Source organism: Sorangium sp. So ce281 (genome assembly GCF_051527395.1).
In the GTDB taxonomy this organism is placed as follows: domain Bacteria; phylum Myxococcota_A; class Polyangia; order Polyangiales; family Polyangiaceae; genus Sorangium; species Sorangium cellulosum_B.
The window spans coordinates 4,015,917-4,038,157 of sequence record NZ_CP150322.1; the positions used below are offsets into that span (position 1 = coordinate 4,015,917).

Here is a 22,241-nt window from a genome sequence, read left to right on the forward strand (position 1 = left end):
TGTGCCGCGCCCGCGTCCCACCTGGGAGGCGGTTTTTCGCAGCTCTTTGCATTCCTGCGGCGTGAGGGGAATCGCTTCGGAGAAGCGCGACGTGTATACCTTAGCTCGATGGCGCCCTCCTCTGGTGAGCCGGACTCGACCGAAGGAGAAGTCTCGGTCGGCCCGGAGACGGCTGCGTTTCCGCTCGGCCCGGGGGAACCGAAGGCTGACAACGTCTACACGATTGCGCCTGGCACCGTCATTGCGCGCAAGTACCGCGTCGAGCGCACGATCGGCCGTGGAGGCATGGGCCTCGTGGTCGAGGCGCTGCACCTCGATCTCGATACGCGTGTCGCCATCAAGTTCCTGCTCCCGGAGTTCATGTCGTACACCGAGGCGTCGGAGCGGTTCATGCGCGAGGCGCGCACGGTCGCCAAGCTGCAGACGCACCACGTCGTGCGCGTGCTCGACGTGGCCGCCCTCGACAGCGGCGAGCCGTACATGGTGATGGAGCTGCTCGACGGCATGGACCTCGCGGGCCACGCCGCCGAGGCGGGCACGCTCGCGATCGGCGAGTGCATCGATCACATCGTCCAGGCGTGCGAGGCGCTCGCGGAGGCGCACGCGCTCGGGATCGTCCACCGCGATCTGAAGCCGGCGAACCTGTTCCTGACGAAGCGCCCGGACGGCGCCCCGCTCATCAAGGTGCTCGACTTCGGCGTCTCGAAGATCCTCACCGGCGACACGGGCAACGTCTCGCTCACGCAGACGACCACGATCCTCGGGTCCGCGCTCTACATGTCCCCCGAGCAGATGCGCTCCTCGAAGAGCGTCGATCCTCGCACCGACATTTACGCGCTCGGCGTGTGCCTCTTCGAGATCATCGGCGGCAGGCCGCCGTACGTGGCCGACAGCTTCCCCGAGCTGTGCGCGAAGATCTACACGTCGCCCCCCGAGGCGCTCCAGGATCTCCGCCCCGAGGTGCCGGAGGGCCTCGTCGAGGTGATCGAGAAATCGATCGCGCGCGAGCCGGAGGATCGCTACCAGTCGATCGCGGAGTTCGTTCAGGCGCTCGCGCCGTTCGCCGCTCCGGGCACGCGCACGACCATCGGCGGGATCCTTCGCCAGCACGCCGTGGAGCTCGATCTGCCTCCGCCGGCCTCGCGAGCGGCCATGACGCGGACCTCGCGCGCCTCGCGCGCGAGCAGCGGCGGGCCGTCGGTGAGCGACAGGGGCGCGCGCACGGGCAGCTCTGCGCCTCCGGTGGAGGAAGAGGCCCCGCGCCGCGGGCGCACGCTGCTCTACGTGGGGGTCGGGGCCGTCGCCGTCCTCGTCGGCGCGTGGGGCGCGCTCCAGTTCCAGCGCAGCCGCTTCGCCGTGGGAGGGAGCGAGGCGACCGCTCCGGCGGACGCGCCCTCGTCAGGCGCCACCGCGGCCCCCGGCGCGCCGACGGCGACGGCGCCTCAGGCGCCAGACACGGCCGCCGCGATCCCGACGGTCGCTGTCCCTGCGGCCGCCGCATCGGCCGCTGACGCGGGCGCGAGCGCGGCGAGCGCGAGCGAGGTGGACGCAGGCGCATCGGATGCGGGCGTCGGCTCGACCGAGGCAGCGGCGGACGCGGGGAGCGGGCCGTCCGCAGCGGGGACGACGTCGCCGAGCGCCAGCGCTGGCAAGCCGCCGCGCGCCGGCGCGGGCGGGCGAGGGCGCACGCGCCCCACAGAAACTGGGGGGGTTGCCGTGGATGCGCCGGCGCCGCCGCGCACCGTCACGCCGACCGTGAACGACGATCTCTCGCTGGAGACATGCACCGCCACGATGCCGGACGGCTCCAAGAAGGTCGTCCCCTGCAAGTGACGCGCGCCGGGCCGCCCGTTCGCGGCGGGGGCTCTCCGGTCACGCCGGGATCGCGGCCGGATCGCTGAGGATCGCGCCGGTGAAGCTGGGGCGGAGGTAGAAGCCGCGCGGCAGCGCGGCGATCATCTCCCCGTCGCGTCCGAACGCGAGCGTCCGCGAGCGCCCGCTCGCGGCCTTCGGCCGCACCTGGAGCCAGCGCCCCGCGTGCGCGGTGAGCGCCTCGACGGCGCCGATGCCGATGAGCCCCATCAGGTCCTCGAAATCGGCGCGCAGGACGCGCTCCTGCGCGTCCGTCGGCCGCCAGAGCCGCGGGGCGCCCAGCCGTCGCTCCTCGCTCGGCAGGCCCGGAGCCGCGATGATCGGGACCCAGAGCACACAGGCGAGCTTCGCGCGAGCGCGCGACGTCTCCCACTCCGCACGATCGGCGTCCGACAGCGAGATCGAGCAGACGAACGTCGACTCCTGCGGCGCCCCGGTGACCTCGACGGGGATCGTCTTGAGCTCGATCCCGAGGTGGGGAAAATCGGGCCTCGACGTCGAGCCGGCCGTCGCGCCGAGCGCGCGCTCGACGAGCGCGCCGGCGGCGCCCTTCGTGCGCACACCGCCGCGGGGCACGGCGCAACCGAGCGCGCGTGCGAGATCGGCGAGCGTCAGGCCGGCGAGCGCGGCCGCCCGGCACCGGAGCTCGGCTTCGTCGCGAGGCGGTTTCAGCGCGGAGATCAACGACGCCGCCCTTAGAGCATCGCGAGGCGCGACTCCAGCGCTCAGCCGCGATCGAGAAAGATTGGCCGCCGGGGTGCGCCGGGACGTCGATGGGGATCGAGCAGCGCTGACCCGGGGGCCATGGCGGCCTGATACGCGGCCCCCCCGAACGCGCCGCCGAGAGACAACCTACTGCTTAAATCCTTCTTTGAGCCGACAGGATTCAGAGGAAAAGAGCATCAGGAATTTCCTGCATGGACTTTCCGGTGCCCACCAGCGTTGGGCCTGGCAGCCCGCTCGTCGTCGAGGGGCCATCTCAGGTCAGCGAGCTGGCCGGTGATCCGCAGCAGCATTTCCCTCAGCGAGGAAGCGTTCGCGCGATCGTTCGGGTTGTGTCGTAAACAGGCATACATGAACGCCGCGATGTCTGCGGTCCTCGGATCGTCGGCGATGCGCTTGATCGGCGCAGGGAGCCCGTCGTGCGTGACGTGCGCCGTGATGAGCGCGACCTCGGTGGGCGCGTCGAACAGCGTCTTGCCGGTGAGGATCTCGTAGGCGAGGCAGCCGAAGCTGTAGACGTCGGCCGTGAGCGGGGTGGGCGTGACCCCGGCGGGGACGACGCCCCAGATCTCCGGGGCGCCGTAGCAACCGGTGGCGCAGCCGGGGCGGATGTGGCGGCCGGCGAGGCCGAAATCGACGAGCACGGGCTCGCGTCCCCCGCGCAGGATCACGTTCGTCGGCTTGATGTCGAGGTGCCCGACGCCGACGGCGTGCATGGCTTCCAGCCCGGCGAGGATGCCGTCGAGCAGCGCCACCGCGCTCCGCGAGGTGAGGCCTCGAGCGTCGAGCAGCTTGTCGCAGCGGATGCCCTCGATGAGCTCCATCACGAGGATCGGCTTGGGGCGGGCGCCCGCGTCGAACGTGACGAAGCGGGCGATGTTCGGGTGATCGGGCAGGGAGAGCAGCGCGCCCGCCTCCTCTCGAAAGAGGCGGAGGAAGTCGGCTTCCGAGACGCTCCTGGCCGCCGTGTGATCGTACTCCGGCACCTTGAGGGCGAAGCGCTCCGCCGACGGATCGTGTCGCTCCTCGGTGCGGGTGACGACGAACACCGTCCCCAGCGAGCCGCCGCCGAGCTGGCGGTGCACGTAGAAGCCGCCGAGCGTGCGCCGGCTCGGCAGCCACGCGGGCAGCGGCTGCTCGGGCAGGGCGACCCCGCTCGGCGCGCTCTGCCGCCGGACGGGGAGCAGCAGGACGCGTGGCACGACGAGGGCGACCACATCGGCGAGCGCGCTCGGGACGCTCGCGCGCGCGGCCGAGACGAGCGCCTCGATCGGCGCGGCGACGCTCGGCTCCGCGTCGCCTTCCTCCTGCAGCGCGACCTCGATGGCGAGGCGCAGCGGCTCGGTCGCGCCGGAGGGCGCGGAGGCAGGGTGCTCCCCGCAGCGCCGGCGCGCGCCCGCGGTCAGCTGCGCGAGGCGCGTCAGGGCCTCCTCCAGGGCGGCGAGCGGCGAGGCGTCCGCGTCGCCGTCACCCGCGCCGGTCAGCGCGCTGAGCGCGCGGGCCGCGTTCATCGCTCCGAGCGCGCGCGCGAGGCGGGCGAGCGCGCCCCGCACGATCTCCGTGCGCTGCGACGCGCCCGCAGGGAGCGCCGTGACGAGCGCCTCGAGGGCGGCGATGCGCTCGAGCGCCACGCGCGCGCGCTCGGCCTCGGCGAGCTCCGCGTCGACGCCGGCTTGTCGGGGCGACCGGCGCGACGCCGCGGCGTCGCCCTCCGGCGCGCGCGCGCCGCCGTCGCGCCCGCCGCGCGCGAACCGCGCGTAGGCGCGCAGCAGCTGGGCGACGTCCGGGTGCATGCTCGCCTGACCGAGCACGTCGAGGTCGTCGGGGTCGCCGCCGCGCATCGCCGCGTGCAAGAAGATGTCGGCCGCGTCGGCGGCGCCTTCGCGCACGAGCGCGTCGAGGCCGCGGGCGACCGAGGCGGCGATGGCGCGGCGGAGCGACGAGCCGCGCTCGGCGCGCAGCCGGTCGAGCAGCACGCCGATGGCGCCCGTCCAGCGGGCGAGCACCCGCGCCTTGAGCTCTGGCTCGCTGCCGAAGTCGGTGCTCTCGCCGTCGATCAGGTGGATGAGCGCGCGCAGGTTGCGCTGGTGCACGGTGACGTGCAGGGGCGGGGAGGTGCCCGCCCGGGCGGCGGACCCCTCGGCGCGGAGCAGCCAGCGAGCGAGCCGCTCGTCGAGATCGTCCAGGGACGCGACCCCGGTCGCGTCCTCGCTCGGCCGCCGGTTCAGGAGCAGGAGGCTCTTCAGCAGGCCGGAGCCGAGCAGCTCGGCGTCCAGCTCGCGCACGAGCCCCACCGCGGCCCTGCGCGCCGCGGTGCTCTGCGCGTCGTCGTGCTCGCAGAGCTCGATCTCCTCGAGCGCGCCCACCACCTCGGTCGCCAGGGCGTAGGCCTCGAGCGCGCGGCCGCGCGCGTCGCGCGGGCCGGTCTCGACGAACGCCGCGACGGCGCCGTCGAGCGCGCCCCGCAGCAGCGCCACCCCGGCGCCGTCCATCGAGAGGTCGCGGTGGATGACGCGCGCCAGCGCCGCGAGCCCGTCATCGCGGACGTGCGCGCTGGGCGGGGCCTCGAGCGCGTCCTCGAGCGCGCGGGCGCAGCGCGCCGCGGCGCGGGCGCCGAACGGCTCGCCGCGGCTCATCACGCCGCGCAGCTCGCGCCGGAGCTCGACGATCGCCTCGGCCGTCGCCATCGGGGACGTGCGCGCGATCTCGTCGAGCAGCGCGTCGGCGGCCTCGGGCTCCGCGTCGGCCGCGACGGGGAGCCCCCAGGCCATCGCCGTGGCGATGCCCGGGTCCGCGGCGAGCAGCGGGCCCCGGAGGAGCTCGATCGCGCGTCCGAGCGCGCCGTCCGGATCCACGGCGATGCTCGCGGCCAGCGACGCCGCGCCGCGCCGCCACTCGGTGGGGGAGAGATCCTGGGCGAGCAGCGCGCGCACCTCCTCGGCGAAGTCGGGCAGCACCCCGGCGAGCAGCCCTCGCGCCGAGGCGACGTGGCGCCACACGAGCGGCTCGCGATCGGCGAGGAGCGTCTGCCATGCGAGCGCGATCCCGTCGGCGCTGCGGTCGAGGTCGCGCCGGCGCCCGTCGCCGACGTTGCGGAACAGCCGGAGCGGGAGGTCGTCGCCCTGCATGGCCCGGCGGGTCGCCTCGCGGGCAGCGCGCTCGAGCAGGCGCGCGGCGAGGCGCCGCTCCGGGAGCGAGCCGGTCGATGGCGCGGCGATCCAGTCGCGCGACAGCTCGCGCCGCGAGGCGAGCAGGAGCGCGAGCGGTTCGACCGGGACGTCGGTGCCGGCGGGGAGCCAGAGCGAGAGCATCACGCGGGCGCGGATCCCTGCCCCGGACAGGCCGCGGGCCGAGCCGGCCGCCATGCGCGTCGCGAGCGCGACGAACGTCGCTGCGTTGCCGGCGTAGAGCTGTCCCAGGACGCGCCTGCCCAGCTCGCGCCGCTCCGGCCCGAGCGGGAGCGCCCCGGCGATCTCGTAGAGCGCCACGCTCGCCGCGGCCGGCGCGAGCCAGCTCAGATCGTCGAGCAGCCCGTCGGCCATGGCGGTCTGGACGCTCCGGAGCAGGCCATCCGGGCTGAGGGAGTCGAGCGGGGTCGATCCATCGAGCGCATCGACGAGCGCCAGCGAGGCGATCGTCTGCCGGAAGAGTGCGCGCCGGACGTTCGGGTCGTCGTGGGACGTGAGGTCGACGAGCCCTTCGAGGTATTCCGCGCGTGGTCGCATCGGCAGGTTGCGCAGTCTAGCGCGCTGACGCGCCGGCCCCCCTCCCGCGCCGCAGCAATCCTCGCCGGTCATGGAACCTCCCACCTCGATCCGGAGCGCGTGCCGCTCCACATGGCTCCGAGAGAGCTACCTCCCCCTACGATGATCGGACCGGCCGGAGGCGCGCCCCCGTCGCGCGCGCCGCCGCCTCGCCCCGGCGAGCACGTCATGACGGGGCGAGGAGCCTGCCCTGTTGATGCTCGATCTCGTGCAGAAGCGGGTCCTCTCGCGTCCGGCCGCCTGGGCTGTCGGCGCGCGTGTGGGGCAGGTGGCAGAGCGCTCCAGCCGCGCCACGCGCGTCGAGGACGCAATCCACGCATCCTGCGCAACGCACCGCACCCCACGGACCGACTGGGTGGAAGTGGGCATCGAAGTGGGTTAAGCGGCAGCGCGTGCGGGGCCTCGTCGCCCTGCGTGTTCGCCGCGACGCCGCGACCGAAGAGCTGGAATGCAAGGAGACGTGGAACAGGGCTTCTCTCTCGACCTCGACGCGTTTCGCGCGGCGTACTCGCGCTTCCTCGCGCCGGCGGGGGGCGCGGCGCCGCGCGTCCTGCTCACGGGGCACTCGCACCAGGCCTGGCCGGATGTGGCGCGCGACGCGCTCGCCGCATGCTTCGACGACGCCGCGCGGCTCGTCGACGGCAAGTGGGACGCCGCGGTGTTGCCGAGGCTCGCGGCGGTCGGCGCGGCGATCCTGGAGCGGATGGGCTTCGAGCGCGGCGACGCCATCGCCTTCGGCCAGAACACGCACGAGCTCGTCTACCGCCTGATCACGTCGCTCCCTCGGCGCGAGCGGCTCCGGATCGTCACAACGCAGGGCGAGTTCCACTCGCTCAGGCGCCAGCTCGCCCGCCTCGCCGAGGAGGGCGTCGAGATCGACTGGGTGAGCGTCGAGCCGCGCCACGCGCTCGCCGACCGGCTGCTCGCCGCGCTCCGGCCGGGCACCTCGATGCTCGCGATCTCGGCCGTGCTCTTCGAGAGCGCGACGGTGGTGCCGCGGCTCGACGAGATCGTCGCGCGCGCGGCCGAGATCGGCGCCGTCCCGCTCGTGGACGCCTACCACGCGTTCAACGTCGTCCCGCTCGCGTGGGGCAGCGCGGCGCCTCACGTCTTCGCGGTCGCGGGGGGCTACAAGTACGCGGCGATGGGCGAGGGGATCTGCTGGATGCGCGTCCCGCACGGCTGCGGGCTGCGCCCGGTCTTCACCGGCTGGTTCGCCGACTTCGGCTCGCTCGCGGGCAGCAGCGGCGGCGTCGCGTACGCGCCCGGGGGCGCGCGATTCGCGGGCTCCACGTTCGACCCCTCCGCGCTCTACCGCGCCGCCGCGGTGATCGAGCACTGGGACCGCTTCGGACTCACCGTCCCCCGGCTGCGCGCGATATCGCTCCGGCAGACCGGGCGCGTCCTCGACCTCCTCGACGCCGCGGGCCGCGGCGGCGACGTCGTCTCGCCCCGCGAGCCCGAGCGCCGGGGCGGCTTCGTCGGCGTGCGCTTAGCGCGAGCAGGCGACGTCGTGGAGCGCCTCCGCGCCCGGCGCGTGCTCGTCGACGCCCGGCGCGACGTGCTCCGCATCGGCCCCGCGCCTTACCTCACCGACGCCGAGATCGACCAGGGCGTCGCGGCCCTCGTCGAGGAGCTCGGTCGCTAGCGCCCTGGCGACGTTCTCGTCGGGACGATCAGGGGTCGCTGTGGACGCGCGGCGCGTCGGGGTACAGCGACCGGAGCCCGCGCCAGGCGACGTCGGCCGCGCTCTCCGCGGGCTCGGCGAGATCCCACTCCAGGTAGAGCTTGTCGCCGTCGTAGCAACCGAAGCTCGTCGACAGGCAGAGCAGCGGCTCGCGCTCGGTGGCATACCCCTCGCGCGCGACGTCGTGCCCGTAGATCGCCACGCGAGCGTCCGGGTCGATCGCGCGGAGGAAGGCATGGGCGCGGTCGCTCGATGTGCTCCGCGCCCAGAGCAGCGCGCCGAGCGTCCCGTGCAGGCTCATCTCCGAGAGCTGTACGTCGAGGAACCCGTCGAGCGGGAGCCGATCGAGATCTTGCCGGCTCTGAATGCGGGCGTGCGGCGCCGCGTGGAGCATGACCAGCCGGGCCGCGCGCGCGGTCGCCACGAACGGCCACCCGCGGAACCAGCTTCGCATCGCCAGCGTGTCCTCCGGGCCGAGGAGATCTTCGAGCCGCAGCGCCTCGTCCGGGAAGAATTTCGCCACCACCGGACCTCCCACGTGCGCGTGCTCGTGGTTTCCGAGCAGGTAGTGAACCCGGCCGGGGTGGCGTTCCGCGAGACTCCTCGCCTTTTTCAGCAAGGTCACGGAATCGCCCCGGTAGAACGAGCCCAGGTAGTCGGGCCATTCACCCTCGTCGAGCTCGGGCCCGTGGATCAGGTCGCCCGTGATCACGAGGACCGCGCCGTCACGGCCGGTCGCCGCCTGCTCGAAGATCTCGGCGATTCGCTCGAAATCCGCGAGATTGCCCTGAAAGTCGGTGGCGACGATCAGTCTGCCCCGATCAGGGAGGTCGACGACACGCTGCACGTCTCCAGCATAGCCGAACGTCCCTGCGTTCGCCTCGCGTGAACTGAGCGTGAACGCCGGCCGGCTGCCACGCCACGCCCCCTGCCAGATCGTCCAGATTTGACGAAATACTACAATAGTACTGTCGCTTGGCGGAGGTTCTCGCTCAGGCTAGGCTCGCAGCCGTATGCAAAACCGGAAACTTTCAGCGTGGGTGGACGAGGTCGCCCATCAGACGCGGCCCGATCGGGTCGTTTTCTGTGACGGCTCCGAGGCGGAGAACCGAACGCTGATCCAGGGGATGCTGAGCGACGGTACGCTCCTCGCGCTCGACGGGGAGAGGTACCCCAACTGCTATCTTCACCGGAGCGACCCGACCGACGTCGCCCGGACTGAGCACCTCACGTTCATCTGCACTCGCGATAAGGAAGACGCGGGCCCGACGAACAACTGGATGTCGCCGGACGAGGCCTCGCAGCGGGTCGGACGGCTGTTTGACGGGGCGATGAAGGGGCGGACGATGTTCGTCGTCCCGTACCTGATGGGGCCAGTGGGATCGCCCTCGTCGAAGGTCGGAATCGAGATCACCGACAGCCCTTATGTCGTGGCGAGCATGCGGATCATGACCCGTATGGGCCAGGTCGCGCTCGATGCGCTGGGCAGCTCGGATGATTTCTGCAGGGGGCTGCACTCGCTCGGGGACCTGAGCCCCGAGCGCCGCTTCGTCTGCCATTTCCCGGCGGAGCGGCTCATCTGGAGCGTCGGCTCCGGGTATGGGGGCAACGCGCTGCTCGGGAAGAAGTGTTTCGCGCTGCGCATCGCGAGCACGATGGCGCGCGACGAAGGGTGGTTCGCGGAGCACATGCTCATCCTCGGCCTGGAGGACCCGGGAGGGCGGGTGACGTACGTCTGCGCGGCGTTCCCGAGCGCCTGCGGGAAGACGAACCTCGCCATGCTGGTGCCGCCGGCGTCCCAGAAGGGGTGGAAGGTGTGGACCGTCGGCGACGACATCGCCTGGCTGCGGATCGGCCGGGATGGCCGGCTCTGGGCGATCAACCCCGAGGCCGGCTTCTTCGGCGTGGCGCCGGGGACGAGCTCGAAGACGAACCCGAACGCCCTGGCGACGCTGGCCCGGAACTCGATCTTCACGAACGTGGCGCTCACGCCGGAGGGGACGCCGTGGTGGGAAGGCTTCGACGGTCCGGTGCCGCCGGTGCTCACCGACTGGAAAGGACGCCGGTGGACGCCCGACAGCGGGGAGCCCGCGGCGCATCCGAACAGCCGGTTCACCGCGCCGGCCCGCCAGTGCCCGTCCATCTCGACGGAGTTCGACGCCGCAGCGGGCGTGCCCATCTCGGCCATCGTCTTCGGCGGACGGCGCGCGCGGCTCGCGCCGCTCGTCTGCGAGGCGCGCGGCTGGGCCCACGGCGTCTATCTGGGCGCCACGATGGCCTCGGAGACGACCGCGGCGGCCACCGGGAAGGTCGGGGTCGTCCGCCGCGACCCGATGGCGATGCGCCCCTTCTGCGGATACAACATGGGCGATTACTTCCGGCACTGGATCGAGCTCGGCGAGAACCGCGCGGCGTTCCCGAAGATCTTCCACGTGAACTGGTTCCGCCAGAGCGAGGCGGGCGCGCTCCTCTGGCCAGGCTTCGGCGAGAACCTCCGCGTCCTCCGCTGGATCGTCGCGCGCGTGCGCGGCGAGGCGAAGGGACACGACACCGCCGTCGGGATCATGCCCACCGACGGCGAGCTCGACACGAGCGGCCTCGGCGTGAACGACGAGGCAATGCGCGAGCTCTTCGCCATCGATCGCGACGCGTGGGCGGAGGAGGCGCGCGATCGCGAGGCGTTCCTGGAGTCGTTCGGCTCGCGCATGCCCGAGGCGCTGCTCCGGCAAAACCAGGATCTCATGGCCCGGATCCGGGCGTGAGCTAGCGCCGTCGAGAGCGCTCGACAGGCCGCGCGGGCGCGCGCGGCCCAGGAAGTGACCCGCGCGCCCGCGCCAGCCCACGAGCCCGCGCCAGCCCACGAACCGAGAACCGACCCGCTCGTCCGCGCTGCGTGGCGAGAACGGTCGGGAATGTCTTGACGCCGACGCAAGTAGACCCACACAGTTCTTTCAAAGAATTTTGAAACTTTCATGAGCCACGCAAGCGACATCCATCGCCAGGCGGAGCTGCTCGCGGCGGACGCGATCGGCGACGTCATCGAGCACTGGGGCTTTCGCCGGGTGCTCGGGCGGATCTGGACCGTCCTGTTCATCGAAGGCGGAGCCCTCTCCGCCGCCGAGATCGGCGAGCGGCTGCAGGTTTCTTCCGGCGCAATGAGTATGTCGCTGACAGAATTGCAAAGGTGGGGTGTAGTACGAAGAGTATGGAAACCGGGCGAGCGGAAGGAGTTCTTCGAGGCCGAGACGGACTTCTGGAAGATGATTTCCAAAGTGTTCGCCGAGCGCGAGCGGCTGATCGCCGACTCCGTGAGGGAGCGCCTCGAGCGGGCTTCGGCGCTGCTCGAGGGCCTGCCCCCCACCGACGCCGCCCGGTTCAGCCTCGATCGGGTGGAGCGGCTCCTCTCGTTCGTGATCGTCGCGCAGGCGGCGCTCGACGGGTTCATCAAGAGCAGGACCGTGGATTTCTCGCGGTTCGGGGATCTGGTCCGGTTCCCCATCCGCGCCGTGCGTTCCCGGCGAGGCGCCTAGCGGGACCGTGATTTCGGAGAGCTCGATCGTCACGGGGGGCCCCGCGCGGTGCGGGGCGCAGCGTGCGCTCGTGCTTCCAGGTGGAGATGGGATGACTGCGACTACAACGTTTACTGGGGCGGTCCAGCGGAGCGATGTCGTCTCGAGCCTCGGAGGCATGTGCGCTGGGCGAGGGCTCGACGCGCTCGCTGCGCGCCTCGCGGAGCTGAGGCGCCTGCTCGACGGGGACCTCGGCGACATCGAGCGCGAGATCGCGAAGGTCGGGCTGGACGGGGAGACGCCGGCGCACAGGAGCGCCCGGCACTTGCTCGGCCTGAATGGCAAGCGGCTGCGGCCCATCTGCGTCGCGCTGGCCTCCCACATCGGAGGCGGCTTCAACGACGCCGCGCGGACGTTCGCGGTCGCGGTCGAGCTCGTCCACAACGCGACGCTGCTGCACGACGACGTCGTCGATCTCGGCGACCGCCGGCGCGGCGCGGACGCGGCGCGGGTCATCTACGGCAACGCCGCCTCGATCTTCGGCGGCGACTACCTCCTGCTCGACGCGCTCTCCAAGATCCAGGCGGTCGGCATGGCCGACGTGCTCGAGCGGGTGCTCCTCGTGATCAAGGAGATGGTCGTGGCCGAGGCGCTCCAGCTCGCGTCGCGGGGCCGCGTGCGCACGAACTCGAGCGAGTACTTCCAGATCGTCGACGGCAAGACGGCGTCGCTGTTCCGCTGGGCGATGTTCGCGGGGGCGCGCGCGGGCGGCGTGAGCGAGCCGCTCTGCAAGGCGCTCGAGAGCTTCGGGACGAGCCTCGGGGTCGCGTTCCAGCTCGTCGACGACGTCCTCGACTTCGCCGGCGACCCGGAGGCGACCGGCAAGGCGCTGCTCACGGACCTGCGCGAAGGCAAGATGACGTACCCGCTGCTCCTCGCCATGGAGCGCGACCGCGAGCTCACGCCCGCCCTCGAGGCGCACTGCGCGTCGGAGGACACGGCCGTCGAGCCGGAGCTCGGCCGGCGCATCGCGCAGATCATGGTCGAGGAGCGCGTCGTGGACGACTGCCTGGAGCTCGCGTCCCGGCTCTGCGGGGACGCGGTGCGGAGCATCGAGCCGCTCCCGGAGAGCCCGGCGAAGGCGGCGCTGGAGGGGGTCGCGATGTCGACGCCCCGGCGGAAGCGGTGAGCGGCGATGACGAACCCCTCGATGCAGTGCGCGGAGCGCGCGCGCCGCTCGCGAGCGCGCGCGGCGCGCGGAGACACCCGATGAGCCAACACGTGTCCAGCCGGATCAGCGGCTTCTACAAGCGGTGCCTCGAGGAGCGGCTCCGCGCGATCCAGGCGCTCGGTCTGCTCGACGAGGAGGCGCTCGCGCACCTCGCCAGCGGGGGAGGGCTGCCGACGGCGGTGGCCGATCGGATGTGCGAGAACGTCATCGCGACGCACGCGCTCCCGCTCGGCCTGGCGCTGAACTTCCGCGTGAACCAGCGCGACGTGCTGGTGCCGATGGCGGTGGAGGAGCCGAGCGTCATCGCCGCCGCGTCGAACGCGGCGCGCATGGTCCGGCGGTCGGGCGGCTTCTCCGGCGAGGCGGACCCGCCGATCATGACCGCCCAGGTCCAGCTCGACGACGTGCCGGACGCGGAGGCGGCCGCGGGCCGGCTGGAGGCGGCCCGCGCGAGCCTGCTCGCGGCCGGGGACGCGGCCATCCCCAGGATGGTGGCGCGCGGCGGCGGCTGCCGCGATCTCGAGGTGCGCGTCCTCTCGGCGGAGCTCGGCGTGCTCGTTGTGCACCTCTACGTCGAGGTCGGCGACGCCATGGGCGCGAACCTGGTCGACACCGTGGCAGAGGCGGTGGCGCCGCTCGTGCAGCGCATCGCCGGCGGGACGCTGGGCCTGCGGATCCTCTCCAACCTGACCGTCCGCCGCCTCGTCCGGGTGACGGCCACCGTGACGGACGACGCGCTCGGGGGCGCGGACGTGGCGAGCGGCGTCGCGCGGGCGAGCCGCTTCGCGGAGCTCGATCCGTACAGGGCGACGACCCACAACAAGGGCTTCATGAACGGGCTCGACGCGGCCGCGGTGGCGCTCGGGCAGGACTTCCGCGCCATCGAGGCGGGCGCGCACGCGTACGCGGCGATCGGCGGCCGGTACCGGCCGCTCAGCACGTGGGAGCGCATCCCCGGCGGGCTCGTGGGGCGGGCGGAGCTGCCGCTCGCCGTCGGCACGGTGGGCGGCGCGACCGAGGTGCACGCGGGCGTGCGCGCCGCGCTGCAGCTCGTGGGCGCGAAGAGCGCGCGCGAGCTCGCGGTGGTGCTGGCGTCCGTCGGGCTGGCGTCCAACCTGGCCGCGCTGCGCGCGCTCGCGAGCGAGGGCATCCAGCGAGGTCACATGCGGCTCCACGAGCGGAAGCGCGCGCCCGGCGTCTCGTCCACAGCGGGCGGGGAGGCCGCCGGGCCGGCGTCCAGCGAAGGCAAGCGGTTCTCCGTAGAGCGAGCCGAGGCGCCGCGCGCGGCGCACCAGGCGGGGAGCGGGACATGAGCGAGGCGAGCCAGGATCAGGCGCCGCGCGGCGGGCGCCGCTTCGGCACGGGCGAGATGTTCGACGGCATCGCGGAGCGGTACGACCTCCTGAACCGGGTCATCTCGCTGGGGCTCGATCAGGGCTGGCGGCGGCGCGCGTTGCGCTCGCTCGAGCTCTCGCCCGGCGCGACGGTGCTCGATCTCGCGACCGGCACCGCCGATCTCGCGATCGCGATCGCGCGTGCGCACGAGGTGAAGGTCATCGGGGTCGATCCGTCGCAGGGGATGCTCGGCGTCGGCCGCCGGAAGGTGGAGGCCGCGGGGCTCGCCGGGCGGATCGAGCTCGAGGTCGGCGACGCGCAGCAGCTCCAGCTCGGCGACGCGAGCGTCGACGCCATCTCGATGGCGTTCGGGATCCGCAACGTCCCGGATCGCGCGCGGGCGCTCCGCGAGATGGCGCGCGTCACGCGGCCCGGGGGGCGCATCGCGATCCTCGAGCTCAGCGAGCCGCGCAGCGGGCTCATGGGCAAGCTCGCGCGCTTCCACATCCACACGGTCGTCCCGTACGTGGGGGGCGCGATCTCCGGCAAGGACGAGTACCGGTACCTGCAGGACTCGATCGCGAGGTTCCCGCCTCCGGACGAGTTCGCGGAGCTGATGCGCGGCGCGGGGCTGCGCGTGCTCCGCGTGGAGCCGCTCACGATGGGCGTCGTGTGCCTCTTCGTCGCGACGCCCGAGGGGGCCTGAGGTGCGCGCCAGAGAGGGCCTCGGGGGGCGGTGATGGGCGGGTCGAACCTCCACTCTGCCTGGGCGCAGCTGTTCGTTCGCGCGCTCGCGCAGGCCGGGGTGCGCGACCTGGTCCTCTGCCCCGGCTCGCGCTCCACGCCGCTCGCGATCGCGGCGATGGAGAGCGAGGAGGTGCGCTGCGAGAGCGTCGTCGACGAGCGCGCCGCCGCGTTCTTCGCGCTGGGGCAGGCGCGCGTCACTGGCCGGCCCAGCGTCTTCGTCTGCACCTCGGGCACCGCCGGCGCGCACGCGCTCCCGGCGATCATCGAGGCGCACCTGAGCTTCACCCCGCTCATCGCGATCACGGCCGACCGCCCGTGGGAGCTCGCCGACGCCGCGGCCGCGCAGACCATCGATCAGACCAAGCTCTTCGGCGACCACGTCCGTCACTTCGCCGAGCTCGGGCTGCCGGATCCGTCGCCCCTCGCGATGCGCGCGGTGACGCGCATCGCGGCCCAGGCGGTCACGCGCGCGCTGTCGCCGACGCCGGGCCCGGTCCACATCAACGCGCGCTTCCGCAAGCCGCTCGAGCCGGTCGACGCGGCCGGGCCCGAGCCGTGGCAGGGAGAGTGGGAGGCGCTGATGCGCCGCGCCGGCACGCGGGTCGTGCCGGCCCGCGCCGGGGTCGATGGGCGCGCGATCGAGGAGCTCGCCGCGCGCTGCGCGCGCGCGGAGCGGGGGCTCATCGTGTGCGGCCCCGCCCAGAGCCGGGAGGACGACGCGCGCGCGCGCCGCGCGGTGCTCGCGCTCTCGCGCGCCACAGGCTTCCCGGTGCTCGCCGAGGGCACGAGCCAGATCTGCTTCGGCGGCCTCGCCGAGGGCGTCGTGATGCCGGCGTCGTTCGATTCTTTCCTCCGCGCGCCCGAGTTCCGCGCGGCGAACGCGCCCGACGTCATCCTCGAGCTCGGCGCCCCGCCGACATCGGCCGGTTACGCGACCTACATCGCCGAGCACACGAGCGCCCGCCGCGTCGTCGTCTCCTCGCACGGCTGGAACGATCCGACGAGCGCCGCGGCTGCCCTCGTCATGGGTGAGCCCGTGGAGGTGTGCGAGGCGCTGGCGGCGCGACTCGCCGGGGCGGCGCTGAGCCTGGGGCGCGGGCGGCGGGACTGGGCCGCGACGTTCGCGCGCGCCGGCGAAATCGCGGCGGCGCACGCCGCGCGGGCCTGCGCCGGGGACGAGCTGACGGAGGGCGCCATCGCCCGGATGGTGGCCAGCGCGTGCCCCGCGGGCTCGCTGCTCGCGATCGGCAACAGCATGCCGGTGCGCGACCTCGACACGTACTGCCCGCCGTCGGCGCGCGGGTTGCGCGTGCTGCACCAGCGCGGGGCGAGCGGGATCGACGGCCTCGTGTCGGCGGCGGCCGGCGCGCGCGCCGCGGCCGCCGCGCCGGTCACGTTGCTGCTCGGCGATCTCAGCCTGCTGCACGATCTGACCGGGCTGCTCCTCGCCGCGAAGGCAGCGGGCGACGGCCGGGCGCCGCTCGTCATCGTGGTGGTCCAGAACGACGGCGGCCGCATCTTCGAGCACCTCCCCATCGCCAGGCGCGGCGCCGAGCTGCTCGAGCGGTGCTTCACGATGCCGCAGCACCTCGATTTCGCGCCGGCGGCGGCGATGTTCGGGCTCGCCTACGAGCGCGCCGGCACCGCCGGGGATCTCGCCCGCGCGCTCGCCGCGGCGTACCAGCGGACGGGCGCGACGCTGATCGAGGCGGTGGTGCCGCCCCACGACGGCGCCGCCCGCGTTGCGCGGCTCTGGTCCGACGTTCGTCGCGACGTCGCAGCCCTGGTCAGCGCGCCGGCCGCGGACGGCGCGGCGGCCGATCTGCAGTCTCCATGAGCGGCGCGCGCGCCGAGAACCCCGAGCTTGCCGAGAGGGATCCACGATCATGAGCCAGGTCAACGCGAACACGAGTCCCGCACCCGACGACGTCGCGCGAGGCGCGTCCGGCGAGGGCGCCGCGCAGCGCGGGAGCGCTCGCGCCGCCGCGAGGGCGCGCGGGCCCCGTGAGCCGGGGAGAGGATCGTGAGCGCCGCGGCGGCGCCTCAGGCGGCGGGCGCGACGGGCGCGGCGGGCGCAGCGGCCCCGGGGGGCGTGCGCCCCGGCTCGCTCCGGGCGTGGCTCCTCGCGTCCCGGCCGGCGACGCTCACCGCGGCGCTCGCGCCGGTGATGGTCGGGACGGCCGTCGCCTACGCGCTCGGCGGGATGCGGCTCGGCCCGGCGCTCGCGGCGCTCGCCGGCGCGATGCTCATCCAGATCGCGACGAACTTCGCGAACGACGTCTTCGATCACGAGAAGGGCGCCGACACGCACGAGCGGCTCGGCCCCACGCGCGCCGTGCAGGCGGGGCTGCTCACCCCGCGCCAGGTGCGCGCCGGGCTGCTCGTCACGATCGCGCTCACGCTGCCGTTCGGGGTGTACCTGGCGTTCGTGGGCGGGTGGCCCATCGTGGTGATCGGCGTCGTCTCGATCCTCGCCGGCGTCGCGTACACCGGTGGGCCGTACCCGCTCGGCTATCACGGCCTCGGCGACCTCTTCGTGTTCGTGTTCTTCGGCCTCGTCGCCGTCTGCGGTACGGCGTTCGTCCAGCTCGGCTCGGTCCCGCCGCTCGCGTGGGCGGCGGCGGTGCCGATCGGCGCCATCGCCACCGCCGTGCTCGTCGTCAACAACGTCCGCGATCGCGAGACGGACGTCGTCGCCGGCAAGCGCACGCTCGCCGTCCGGCTCGGGCGCCGCGCGGGCGTCATCGAGTACGCGATGCTCTTCGCCGCCGCCTACGCGGTGCCGGTCGCGCTCGCCGCCGGCGAGGGCCGGCGGTGGACGCTCCTCGTGCTCGCGACGTTCCCTCGCGCGGTGCGCCTGCTCCGGGTGCTGGCGACGACCGACGGCCGGCCGCTCAACGACTGCCTCGCCGGGACGGCGAAGCTGCTGCTCGCGTACGCGCTGCTCTTCTCGCTCGGCCTCGCGGCCCAGCTGTAGGGATCATGCGCGTCGTCGATGCCCGTCTCGCGTCCCGGGTCCTTGATGGCGCGCGCCGGGGCCTCGTGCTGTCGCTCACCGACGACGAGGGGCGCGTCGGCCTGGGTGAGGCCACGCCGCTCCCCGGCTTCTCACCCGACACGGCGGACGAGGACCAGCGCGCGCTCGCCGAGCTGCCGGGGGCGCTCGGCGCGATCGACGTGCCGGCCGAGGGCGCTCCGCCGACGGCGACGGCGTCCGCGATCCTGCGCGCGCTCGCGCCGCTGTCATCGCGGCTCTGCGATCTCCCGGCGGCGCGCTTCGCCCTGGAGACGGCGTTGCTCGATCTGCTGAGCCAGCGCCTCGGCCTCTCGATGTCGGCGTGCCTCGGCGGACGCGGGCGCTACGCGGAGGTCCAGGTCAACGGGCTGCTCACGACCGCGGTGGCGCTGCCGGAGATGCTCGATCGCGCTCGCGTGCTCGCCGCGCGCGGCGTCCGCGCGATCAAGGTGAAGCTCCGCTCGCGCGGGGACGACGGCTTCGCGCGCGACCTCGAGGCGCTGCGCGCGCTGCGGCGGGAGCACCCGGGCGTCGAGCTCCGGCTCGACGCCAACGCGGCATGGTCGCTCGACGAGGCGCCCCGCCGGCTCGCGCTCCTCGCGCCGCTCGGCCCGCGCTTCGTCGAGCAGCCGGTCGCGCCGGAGCTCCTCCACCACCTCGGCGCGCGCGAGGTCCCGTGGGCGGCCGACGAGTCGCTCGCGGTCGAGGGCATGCCGGAGCGCCTGCTCGAAGCGGAGGGCTGCGCCGCGTTCATCCTGAAGCCCGCGATGCTCGGCCTGCTGCGCGCGCACGCGCTCGGCTGCAGGGCGCAGGCGCGCGGCATCGACGCCGTGGTGACGCACCTCTTCGACGGGCCCATCGCGCTCGCCGCCTCGTGTGAGCTCGCGCTCGCCTTGCCGCGCGCGCCGCTCGCGTGCGGCCTCGACGCGCACGCCGGCCTGGAGGCGTGGCCCGCGATCCGGATCCCGCAGCTCCGCGAGGGCGGCCTGGTCGCGGCCAGCGATCAGCCCGGCCTCGGCGTCCGGCCATGGACGGGCTGAGCCTCCTCGATGCCGCGCGCGATCCCGCGATCGCCGCCCGGACAGCGATCGTCCTCGGCGGCGTCGAGGACGGCGCGCCGCGCGCGATCGACGTCCCCGCCCTCGGCGTCGGCTCCGGCGGCGCCCTCCGCTTCGGCGAGCTGGCGCCCGCGGTCGCGGCCGTATCTGTCCGGCTCGCCCGCGCGGGGATAGGGCAGGGAGCCCGCGTGGCGCTCGTCGCCCCGAACGCGCTCGGGACCGTGGTCGTCATCCACGCGCTGCTCGCGCTCGGCGCCGTCCTCGTCCCGATCCATCCCCGGCTCACGGCCGGCGAGGCGGGCCTCCTGATCGACGACGCGCGCCCCGACCTCGTGCTGCGCGAGCCTGCGCTCGCCGCCCTGCTCGACGACGCCGCGCCGGAGATAAGCGCGCTCTGCGAGCGCGGGGCGCGCGCCGCCGAGGCCGCGCGCGTCCCGCCGCCGGACGCTTCCGGCGATCTGGCGATCGTCTACACCTCGGGCACCACCGGGCGTCCCAAGGGCGCGGTGCTCTCGCGCCGCGCGTTCCTCGCCGCCGCCGAGGGGAGCGCGGCCAACCTCGGCGTGCGCGACGACGATCGCTGGCTGCTCTGCCTTCCGCTCTGCCACGTCGGTGGCCTCTCGATCGTGACCCGCTGCTTGCTCGCGCGCCGCGCTGTCATCCTCGCGCCTCGCTTCGAGCCCGCCTCGGTGCTCGCCTCGATCGTCCGCGACCGCGCGACGCTGCTCTCCGTGGTGCCGACGATGCTGCTCGCGCTGCTGGAGGCCGATCGCGACAACGTCCTCGCCCGGCTCCGCGCGGTGCTCGTCGGCGGCGCGGGCGCTCCGGCGCGGGCGCTCGACGAGTGCGCGCGCCGCGGGGTCCCCGCGCTCACCACGTACGGCCTCACCGAGGCGTGCTCGCAGGTCACCGTGCAGCGCCCGCGCGATCCGCGCGCGAGAGAGCCGGGCTCCGGCTCCCCGATCGCCGGCGTCGAGCTTCGCATCGAGGGCGCCGGCAGCGACGGCGTGGGCCGCATCGAGATCCGCGGCCCGGTGCTGTTCCGCGGCTACTACCGCGGCCCCGACCGCGCGCCGGAGCTCTCGGTCGACGGCGCCGGGTGGTTCGGCACCGGCGATCTCGGCGCGCTCGACGCCGGAGGGCGGCTGCACGTCGCGGCGCGCCGCAGCGATCTCATCGTGACCGGCGGCGAGAACGTCTACCCCGCCGAGGTGGAGCAGGTCCTCGCGTCCTGCGAGGGCGTCGCCGGCGCGGTGGTGTTCGGCGTGCCTGACGAGCGCTGGGGCCAGGTCGTCGCCGCGGCGATCGTCCCCGACCAGGCCGCGCCCGGCCCGGCCGGCGGCGCCGCACTCTCCCCCGCATGGCTCGGCGATTTCGCGGCCGCCGTCGCGTCGCGGCTCGCCCCGCACAAGCGCCCGCGGCGCCTCTGCGCCGTCGCGGCGCTGCCGCTCACCGCGGCCGGCAAGCTCGATCGCGCCGGCGCGGCGGCGCAGCTCGCGGCCGCGCTCGCCCCGTTCCCACCACGCTAGCGCCCGGCGCGCCGTCCGGCGGCCGCCGCTCGGCGCGGCTAGGCGAGCGCGCTGCGCAGATCGTCCGGGAGCGGGCACGGCGTGAAGCGCGCGCCGTCGATGCACACGTGCACGGTCTGCCCGATGGCGGCGACCCGGCCCGCCGTCGTCACGCGGTAGCCCACCGTGAACGACGTGTCGCCGAGCTTCGGCGCGAGCACCTCGACCTCGACGGTGTCACCGAACCGGAGCGGCAGGAGGTAATCCGCCTCGGCGTGGACGAGCGGCAGCTTGATCGTGCCGCCCGCGATCATCGCAGGAAGGTCGATGCCTCGCTCCTTCAGCGCGATCATGTACGCGTCGCTGAAATACTCGAGGACCCGCGGATAGAAGACGATCCCGGCCGCGTCGACGTCCTGGAAGCGCACGGCGCGGCGCTCCACGGCGAGGCGCGGCGCGGTCTGCTTGAGCTCATCGACGCTGAACGCGCGCTTCATCGCGCCGCAGGGTAGCGCAGAGGGGCCGAGCACGTCGCGAGGAGCGCGGTGCTCCGCCGCACCGCGGCGCCCTCCTTGCTCGGCCCTGACGCGGGCGGTCAGGCCTGACCGCCGACGCTTCGCCGGGTCATTCTGCTGTCCCTTTCTGCTCGCCGTCGTCCGTCTCGCGGTCCATGCTCGCCCGCGATGGCTGACCGACGTCCCGGCGGCCTCGGGGCTGGGTCCCGCAGGCTGCGTCGCGCCACCGCGAAGGATCGCGATCGCCGCGCGATGCGATGCCTCGGGCCCCGAGCGCCGCGCTCCCGCGGCGCGCTCGCGGCGCTCGCTTGCCTCCTGGCAGCGAGCTTCGCGGCCGCGTGCGAGTCGGCGCCGGCGTCGACCCCGACGCCGATGCCCTCTCAGAGCCCGCCCGTCGCTGCGCTGCCGCGGCCTGCGTTCGCGGAGACCTCGACGCCGACCGGCGCGGCGCACGCGTCGAACCCGCTCGGCCTCCCCCCGTACCCGATCAAGCTCGAGCCAGGCCGCCGCGTGTTCACCTTCTCGGACCGGATGCTCGCCGGGGCCAAGCTCGGGTCCACGCTCGTGCTGTACGCGGCGACGGTGGTCGGCTTCGACGGCGACGACCTCATCGTCGAGGGGAGGGGCGGACCGTCGTACAAGGTTCACCCGGGCTACGTCATCCCCGTGCCCGACGCGCCCCGCCTCCGGCCCCACGACCCGCTGCTCACGGAGTGGAACGGCGTCATGAAGCACGCCGTCCTTACCCGCTTCGTGAAGGACAAGATCGAGGTCCGCTACACCGACATGGACCCGCGGACCCCGCTCGCGCAGCTCAAGGGCGTTCGCTTCGTCGTGCAGACGGCGGGGCTCGCCCCCGGCAACTTCGCCGCATGGAAGGACGGCGAGACGTGGCGCCACGTGCTGCTCGTGTCGCGGCTCGGCGGTCCCCCGGCCGAGCCAGGCGCCGTCCTGACGTCGCACTCCAGCAGCTCCGCGCGGTGGTTTGCCCTCGGTTATGGTGGCGCCGCGCTGCTCGCCGACGAGTCGGCGCTCCGTCCGCTCCCCGTCAAGCCGCGGCTCAAGGTCGGGGCGAGCGTCTGGGCCGAATGGGTCGGCGCGCTGCGCCCCGCCGTCGTGCAGAGCGCCGAGGAGACAGGCCTGTACACGGTCAAGTTCGAGCGCGCCGGGCGGCCGGCCACGGTCGGCTGGGGGCTGCTCACGCCGCCGCTCGCGCCGTAGCCCCGCGCCGCGAAGCGGCGATCCGGAGCCGAGCAACGCCGCTTGCACGCAGCGC

17 protein-coding genes are annotated in these 22,241 nt (G+C 74.0%); 13 read left to right on the forward strand and 4 right to left on the reverse strand.

Going from position 1 to position 22,241, the window contains the following annotated elements:
* The first annotated feature begins 108 nt into the window (after positions 1-108).
* Positions 109-1,833 (forward strand): serine/threonine protein kinase, encoded by a 1,725-nt coding sequence (locus tag WMF27_RS15265; RefSeq protein WP_437768150.1) that lies wholly within the window; start codon positions 109-111, stop codon positions 1,831-1,833.
* A 39-nt stretch (positions 1,834-1,872) separates the two neighbouring features.
* Here the strand turns inward: WMF27_RS15265 and mutH are convergent, their stop codons facing one another.
* Complete coding sequence (mutH, locus tag WMF27_RS15270; protein WP_437768149.1) at positions 1,873-2,556, reverse strand: DNA mismatch repair endonuclease MutH; 684 nt, start codon at positions 2,554-2,556, stop codon at positions 1,873-1,875.
* A gap of 218 nt (positions 2,557-2,774) precedes the next feature.
* Positions 2,775-6,320, reverse strand: coding sequence for a protein kinase domain-containing protein (locus WMF27_RS15275; RefSeq protein WP_437768148.1), 3,546 nt, complete (start codon positions 6,318-6,320; stop codon positions 2,775-2,777).
* A 232-nt stretch (positions 6,321-6,552) separates the two neighbouring features.
* Between WMF27_RS15275 and WMF27_RS15280 the strand changes: the two genes are divergently transcribed.
* On the forward strand, positions 6,553-6,741 hold the full coding sequence (locus WMF27_RS15280; protein ID WP_437768147.1) for a hypothetical protein: 189 nt from the start codon (positions 6,553-6,555) through the stop codon (positions 6,739-6,741).
* A 78-nt stretch (positions 6,742-6,819) separates the two neighbouring features.
* Positions 6,820-8,007 carry an aminotransferase class V-fold PLP-dependent enzyme gene (locus WMF27_RS15285; RefSeq protein WP_437768146.1) on the forward strand — a complete coding sequence of 396 codons (1,188 nt, stop codon included), beginning with the start codon at positions 6,820-6,822 and terminating at the stop codon, positions 8,005-8,007.
* A 28-nt stretch (positions 8,008-8,035) separates the two neighbouring features.
* Here the strand turns inward: WMF27_RS15285 and WMF27_RS15290 are convergent, their stop codons facing one another.
* Entirely contained in the window at positions 8,036-8,893 is an 858-nt protein-coding gene (locus tag WMF27_RS15290) for a metallophosphoesterase (RefSeq protein WP_437768145.1), read from the reverse strand.
* 166 nt (positions 8,894-9,059) lie between these two features.
* Here WMF27_RS15290 and WMF27_RS15295 point away from each other — a divergent pair, with 166 nt between their 5' ends.
* The 9 genes from WMF27_RS15295 to WMF27_RS15335 all read left to right on the forward strand — a co-directional run bounded on the left by WMF27_RS15295 (position 9,060) and on the right by WMF27_RS15335 (position 20,471).
* On the forward strand, positions 9,060-10,808 hold the full coding sequence (locus tag WMF27_RS15295) for a phosphoenolpyruvate carboxykinase (GTP) (protein ID WP_437768144.1): 1,749 nt from the start codon (positions 9,060-9,062) through the stop codon (positions 10,806-10,808).
* A 210-nt stretch (positions 10,809-11,018) separates the two neighbouring features.
* Entirely contained in the window at positions 11,019-11,576 is a 558-nt protein-coding gene (locus WMF27_RS15300; protein WP_012235639.1) for a GbsR/MarR family transcriptional regulator, read from the forward strand.
* 91 nt (positions 11,577-11,667) lie between these two features.
* Positions 11,668-12,744 (forward strand): polyprenyl synthetase family protein, encoded by a 1,077-nt coding sequence (locus WMF27_RS15305; protein ID WP_437768143.1) that lies wholly within the window; start codon positions 11,668-11,670, stop codon positions 12,742-12,744.
* Positions 12,745-12,824: 80 nt separating this feature from the next.
* Positions 12,825-14,099, forward strand: coding sequence for a hydroxymethylglutaryl-CoA reductase, degradative (locus WMF27_RS15310; protein ID WP_437768142.1), 1,275 nt, complete (start codon positions 12,825-12,827; stop codon positions 14,097-14,099).
* Positions 14,096-14,827: a bifunctional demethylmenaquinone methyltransferase/2-methoxy-6-polyprenyl-1,4-benzoquinol methylase UbiE gene (gene ubiE, locus WMF27_RS15315; RefSeq protein ID WP_437768141.1), complete on the forward strand. Its 732-nt coding sequence runs from the start codon at positions 14,096-14,098 to the stop codon at positions 14,825-14,827. Before WMF27_RS15310 ends, ubiE begins: the two co-directional genes overlap by 4 nt.
* A 33-nt stretch (positions 14,828-14,860) precedes the next feature.
* The gene (menD, locus tag WMF27_RS15320; RefSeq protein WP_437768140.1) at positions 14,861-16,705 is read left to right on the forward strand and encodes a 2-succinyl-5-enolpyruvyl-6-hydroxy-3-cyclohexene-1-carboxylic-acid synthase; all 1,845 of its coding nucleotides are present in this window, start codon (positions 14,861-14,863) and stop codon (positions 16,703-16,705) included.
* Between the two features lie 186 nt (positions 16,706-16,891).
* On the forward strand, positions 16,892-17,845 hold the full coding sequence (locus WMF27_RS15325) for a 1,4-dihydroxy-2-naphthoate polyprenyltransferase (RefSeq protein WP_437768139.1): 954 nt from the start codon (positions 16,892-16,894) through the stop codon (positions 17,843-17,845).
* Positions 17,846-17,850: 5 nt separating this feature from the next.
* Positions 17,851-18,924 carry a mandelate racemase/muconate lactonizing enzyme family protein gene (locus WMF27_RS15330; protein ID WP_437768138.1) on the forward strand — a complete coding sequence of 358 codons (1,074 nt, stop codon included), beginning with the start codon at positions 17,851-17,853 and terminating at the stop codon, positions 18,922-18,924.
* Positions 18,912-20,471: an AMP-binding protein gene (locus WMF27_RS15335; RefSeq protein WP_437768137.1), complete on the forward strand. Its 1,560-nt coding sequence runs from the start codon at positions 18,912-18,914 to the stop codon at positions 20,469-20,471. Before WMF27_RS15330 ends, WMF27_RS15335 begins: the two co-directional genes overlap by 13 nt.
* A 38-nt stretch (positions 20,472-20,509) precedes the next feature.
* Here the strand turns inward: WMF27_RS15335 and WMF27_RS15340 are convergent, their stop codons facing one another.
* Positions 20,510-20,947, reverse strand: coding sequence for an acyl-CoA thioesterase (locus tag WMF27_RS15340; RefSeq protein WP_437768136.1), 438 nt, complete (start codon positions 20,945-20,947; stop codon positions 20,510-20,512).
* A 390-nt stretch (positions 20,948-21,337) separates the two neighbouring features.
* Here WMF27_RS15340 and WMF27_RS15345 point away from each other — a divergent pair, with 390 nt between their 5' ends.
* Positions 21,338-22,186 (forward strand): hypothetical protein, encoded by an 849-nt coding sequence (locus WMF27_RS15345; protein WP_437768135.1) that lies wholly within the window; start codon positions 21,338-21,340, stop codon positions 22,184-22,186.
* Positions 22,187-22,241 lie beyond the last annotated feature (55 nt).